Origin of the sequence: Pseudoduganella sp. RAF53_2 (assembly GCF_052113985.1) — a bacterium.
GTDB lineage: Bacteria > Pseudomonadota > Gammaproteobacteria > Burkholderiales > Burkholderiaceae_D > Rugamonas.
Map to the genome: position 1 here is coordinate 1 of NZ_JBFRDW010000488.1, position 4,663 is coordinate 4,663.

At 61.2% G+C, this 4,663-nt stretch carries 5 protein-coding genes; 2 read left to right on the forward strand and 3 right to left on the reverse strand.

Features of this window, described 5'->3' with window-relative positions; all coding sequences use genetic code 11:
- Positions 1-521, forward strand: a 521-nt coding sequence (locus AB4Z11_RS23595; protein WP_442028091.1) for a cation diffusion facilitator family transporter, incomplete at its 5' end; no start/stop codon positions are given.
- Here AB4Z11_RS23595 and cysK read toward each other — a convergent pair.
- Both cysK and AB4Z11_RS23605 read right to left on the reverse strand, forming a co-directional pair.
- Positions 518-1,450, reverse strand: a complete 933-nt coding sequence (cysK, locus tag AB4Z11_RS23600) for a cysteine synthase A (protein WP_442028093.1) — start codon at positions 1,448-1,450, stop codon at positions 518-520. The two genes, AB4Z11_RS23595 and cysK, sit on opposite strands and share 4 nt — an antisense overlap.
- Positions 1,451-1,489: 39 nt before the next feature.
- Positions 1,490-2,059, reverse strand: coding sequence for an FKBP-type peptidyl-prolyl cis-trans isomerase (locus AB4Z11_RS23605; RefSeq protein WP_442028095.1), 570 nt, complete (start codon positions 2,057-2,059; stop codon positions 1,490-1,492).
- 36 nt (positions 2,060-2,095) lie between these two features.
- Between AB4Z11_RS23605 and thpR the strand changes: the two genes are divergently transcribed.
- Positions 2,096-2,620 (forward strand): RNA 2',3'-cyclic phosphodiesterase, encoded by a 525-nt coding sequence (gene thpR, locus AB4Z11_RS23610; RefSeq protein ID WP_442028096.1) that lies wholly within the window; start codon positions 2,096-2,098, stop codon positions 2,618-2,620.
- 48 nt (positions 2,621-2,668) lie between these two features.
- Here the strand turns inward: thpR and tcdA are convergent, their stop codons facing one another.
- On the reverse strand, positions 2,669-3,535 hold the full coding sequence (gene tcdA, locus AB4Z11_RS23615; protein ID WP_442028098.1) for a tRNA cyclic N6-threonylcarbamoyladenosine(37) synthase TcdA: 867 nt from the start codon (positions 3,533-3,535) through the stop codon (positions 2,669-2,671).
- Between the last annotated feature and the right edge of the window lie 1,128 nt (positions 3,536-4,663).

The window sequence follows — 4,663 nt, forward strand, 5'->3', positions numbered from 1 at the left end:
GCGCCTACCTGCACCTGGCAGCCGACGCGGCGATTTCGCTGGGCGTGCTGATTTCCGGCCTGCTGGTGATGTACACCGGCTGGAAGTGGCTCGACCCGCTGGTCAGCCTGGTGATTGTGCTGTTTATCGCGAAGAGCACCTGGTCCATGCTGCGTGAATCGATGGACATGGTGCTGGCTGCCGTGCCGCTGAATGTCGATCCCACCGAAGTGGAGCAATTCCTGCGCGCGCGCAAGGGCGTGACCGCCATTCACGACCTGCACATCTGGTCAATGAGCACCACTGATGTGGCGCTCACCTGCCATCTGGTGATGCCGGGCGGTTACCCGGGCGATGCGGCGGTTGATGAAATTGCGCGCGAGCTGCGCGAGAAATTCTCCATTCATCACACCACACTGCAAACGGAGCAAGGCACGACGGAGCATAATTGCTGCCTGCAATCGGGCGCCGAGGAAGAGAAGCACGGCCACGATCACGATCACGATCATCATGATCATGGCCACGCCCACCACGATCACTAATCAGCCAGCCCCGCAAACAGTGGGGTACTGAGATAGCGCTCGCCGAACGAGGGAATGACGGTCACGATCATCTTGCCCGCATTCTCCGGCCGGCGCGCCACCTGCAGCGCTGCCCACAGCGCCGCACCTGACGAAATCCCCACCAGCAGCCCCTCTTCCGCCGCCGCGCGGCGCGCGGTGACGAAGGCGTCATCGTTTTTCACGCAAATCACTTCGTCATAAATTTTGGTGTTCAGCACCGCCGGCACGAAGCCCGCGCCGATACCCTGGATCGGGTGCGGTCCCTTGGTCCCTTTCGACAGCATGGGCGAAGCTTCCGGCTCCACCGCAATGCACTGGAAGGACGGCTTGTGTTCCTTGATGATTTCACCGACGCCGGTAATCGTGCCGCCGGTGCCCACGCCCGCAACGAGAATGTCGATCTGGCCATCCGTATCGCGCCAGATTTCTTCGGCGGTGGTGCGGCGGTGCACTTCGGGATTGGCGGGGTTGTTGAATTGCTGGAGCATCAGGTAGCGCTTGTCCGCGGCCACCATTTCTTCGGCGCGGCGAATCGCGCCTGTCATGCCTTCGCTGCCCGGCGTCAGCACCAGTTCCGCCCCATAGGCACGCAGCAGCGTGCGGCGTTCCTTGCTCATCGTGTCCGGCATCACCAGCGCACATTTGTAGCCGCGCGCAGCGCACACCATGGCGAGCGCGATGCCCGTGTTGCCGCTGGTCGGTTCGACGATGACGGTGTCGGGATGGATTTGCCCGGACGTCTCGGCCGCCTCGATCATCGAGAGGCCGATGCGGTCCTTGACGCTGTGGGCGGGATTGTAGAATTCCAGTTTGGCGAGCAGCTGCGCCGGTGCGCCCGCAGCCATGCGATTGATGCGCACCAGTGGCGTATTGCCGATCAGCGCCGTGACGTCGTTGGCGATATTCATATGGTCTCCTCCTCAGCCGGGATGGAGACCAGTGTAACCTTATTTAACGTCCAGCAGTTCGACGTCAAAGATCAACGCGGAGTTCGCCGGAATCATGCCGACCGAGCGTGGACCGTAGGCCAGTTCGGCGGGAATAATCAGGGTGCGCTTGCCGCCCACCTTCATGCCGGCGACGCCCTGGTCCCAGCCTTTGATCACTTTACCGGCGCCCAGTGCGAATTCCAGCGGCTCGCGGCCCTGGCCGATGGAAGTGTCGAACTGGCGACCCTTGCCGTTGCGCGCCAGCGGGCGATACAGCCAGCCGRTGTAGTTCACGCGCACGGTGGCGCCGGCCATGGCTTCCTTGCCTTTGCCGACTTTCACGTCGTTGACGATCAGTTGCTCGGCAGGCGGACCGGGTTCGGCGGAACCTGGCACGATCGGCGCCGGTGCGGCGGCAGGTTGGGTGGCAGCGGCGGGATTGGCGGCTTGCGCGTCGGCGGAGGTCGACGGCTGCGCGGCGGCGGCCGGCTGGGCTGGCGCAGCTGCTTGCTGGGCCGGGGTCTGGGCCTGCGCCAGCGAGGCGGCGGCCGCACAAATAAATGCGAACAGAACGGAGCTGCGGGTCATCGTGTATTCTTCCTAAGGGATATCCAGGGCGGCATCATGATAGCAAATCACTCAAGCCTCAAGCTGTTTTTCGCGCTCTGGCCGGACACGGCCACCCGCGCCGCCCTCGCCCGCCTGCAGGCGCCCGTCGCAGGACGCCATACGCCACAGGCGAAATTGCACCTGACCATGGCCTTCCTTGGGCAGCAATCCGCCGATGCGCTGCCGGCGTTGTTCGATATTCTGGAGACGGTGGCTGTGCCGCCGATGCGGCTTGTTGTGGATTGCTACGGCTATTTCACCAAGCCGCGCATTGCCTGGGCGGGCATGAACGAGCCGCCTGCGGCGCTGCTGGAAATGCAGGCGGAGTTGATGGCGCGGCTGGAGGCTTCAGGATTTTCAGCGGCCACGCATGGAGCGTTCAAGCCGCATGTCACCCTGGCGCGTGAGGCCCGCGAAGCGCCGCCCGGCCAGCCGCCATCACCCGTGACGTGGGATGTGCGCGAGCTGGCGCTCGTTGAGTCGGATACGGCGACCGGCCAGTATCGGCCGATCAGCCGCGCACGCACGGCGGGTCAATGACCCGCCCTACGCCCTGCTGGATCGATCACCGGCTTGTCGTAGGGCGGATCATTGATCCGCCGCCTCGGCGGCGTGTACCTCAGCCGGGGCGTTGGCCTGCTCGGCGAGCTTGCGCAGCAAATGTCCCGCCGCGACCATGCCGAAGGTCGCCGTCACCACCATCGCCGAGCCGAAGCCCGCGCAGTTGATGCCGGTAATGCTGGTGGTCGGTATGCGGTCATCGCCATCGACGGAGCACACTTCGCCGGTTTCCGGAAACTTCAACGGCTCCATCGAAAACACCGCATCCACATTCAGCTTGTTCTTCGAATTCGGCGGATAGTTATACTGGCTACGCAAACGGCGTCGCACCTTTTTCAGCAAGGGTTCCTGCTCGGTCTTCGACAGATCGCGCACTTCGATGCGGGTCGGGTCGGTCTGGCCGCCCGCGCTGCCGATCACGATCAGCGGAATGGACTTGGTACGGCAGTAATGCACCAGCGCCGTTTTGGCCTTGGCCGAATCCATGGCGTCGATCACGTAATCGTAGTCGTGCGAACCGATCATCTCGTCCAGATTGTCCGGCGTAACGAAATCTTCGATCTGCTCCACCACGCAGTAGGGGTTGATCTGCGCGATGCGCTCGGCCAGCGCGGTGATCTTCGCCATGCCGACGGTGGAAGTCAGCGCCTGGATCTGGCGGTTGATATTCGACTCGGCCACGTTATCGAGATCGATCAGGGTCAGGCGGCCGACCGCGGAGCGCGCCAGCGCCTCCACGATCCACGAGCCGACACCGCCCACGCCGATCACGCAGATATGCGCGGCGCGGAAACGGGCCAGGGCTTTGTCGCCATACAGGCGGGCAATGCCGCCGAAGCGGCGTTCGAAGTCGATGTCATGCTCATCGACCAGTTGGGTATTCAGGGAACTCATCCCGCCATTTTACCGGACACCCGCTACAATGATTGCCTTGGTGCGACACGCCGTCGCGATCGCCGCCTTCGCGGCATAGAGTATTACGCAGCACTACCATCTTGCACGTCACGCGGCAAGTCATTGATTTTATTGATCTTTGACTGACATGAAAGCCGTGGGCTCCCGAATTGCGTCCGCAATAAGGGTTAGAAACCAGATCAACACAACGCAATAGAGCGGCGGGTAATTAGGCCCAAGATCGCAAGTTCGCCTGTCGATTTTGACGTCAAATCGCTCAGTTTTTCGTTCGCAAAAGCACCTCGTGTTGTTTCAATGCAACAAGTCCAAAACAAAATTCAACGTCGCGGATTCCCTGATTTTAGGGATGTTGCAAGGTTGGCTCCGCTCGGGGCTCGTAAACAAGATGGCTATTCAAGATCGCGCAAACTCTGAGATGCCTTGTCACACCCGCCTCCCGTAGGCGGGGCCGTGACCGGGTGTACGATCACCTGTCACCTATTCGGACATGCGCTTCTGGCAACGGAAGGGTTTGAAGCTCCGATGACAATGTACCCCCGCGTAAGCGGTGACCTCCCATGTGAATGAGGAGGTCAGAGACTGTTAGCAGCAATACGGTTAAGGGGCTAGGTGAGGCTGTATGGGTAATGTAATGTGAACTGACGTTTGAACCCTCGTGAACATTGACAGGCTTAAGCTGCTGCTGGCCTGAACCAAAAGGTGTGTGGTTGGTTGTTCCCTTCAAGGCTGGGAACACGTCGTCATCAAACCACCGGGGGAGAGTCAGACCCTAAACAGTCACGTGCGGCGCAGTATGGCCGTGCTGGTATCACAGGGAACGTGGTAAGCCCGACTCGCCGCCTGCCCCCGAACATTGGGGCAGGCAAGCAACCCGCGAGGGGAGCCCATGGCGGAGCGGGTATGGGAGGATGGAAAAAGCGAACGCCTGCCTGTAATGGGTGGGATAGGGATTCGAGATTTGTCTCACGCGAAAGCGGGCAGACTTCCATCTGGTGTAATAGTCGTTAACGAACACATAGACGAGTAGTTAGATTTTTCACAGTCGCCCGAAGGGATGCAGTTCTTCCCTTCGGGGCAGAATTGCGTCCTCGGCGGGCATCTCTACAC

Coding starts and splice junctions, on each gene's coding strand:
- tcdA (WP_442028098.1), bottom strand. CDS start 3,535: ATGAGTTCCCTGAATACCCAACTGGTCGATGAGCATGACATCGACTTC.
- thpR (WP_442028096.1), top strand. CDS start 2,096: ATGATAGCAAATCACTCAAGCCTCAAGCTGTTTTTCGCGCTCTGGCCG.
- cysK (WP_442028093.1), bottom strand. CDS start 1,450: ATGAATATCGCCAACGACGTCACGGCGCTGATCGGCAATACGCCACTG.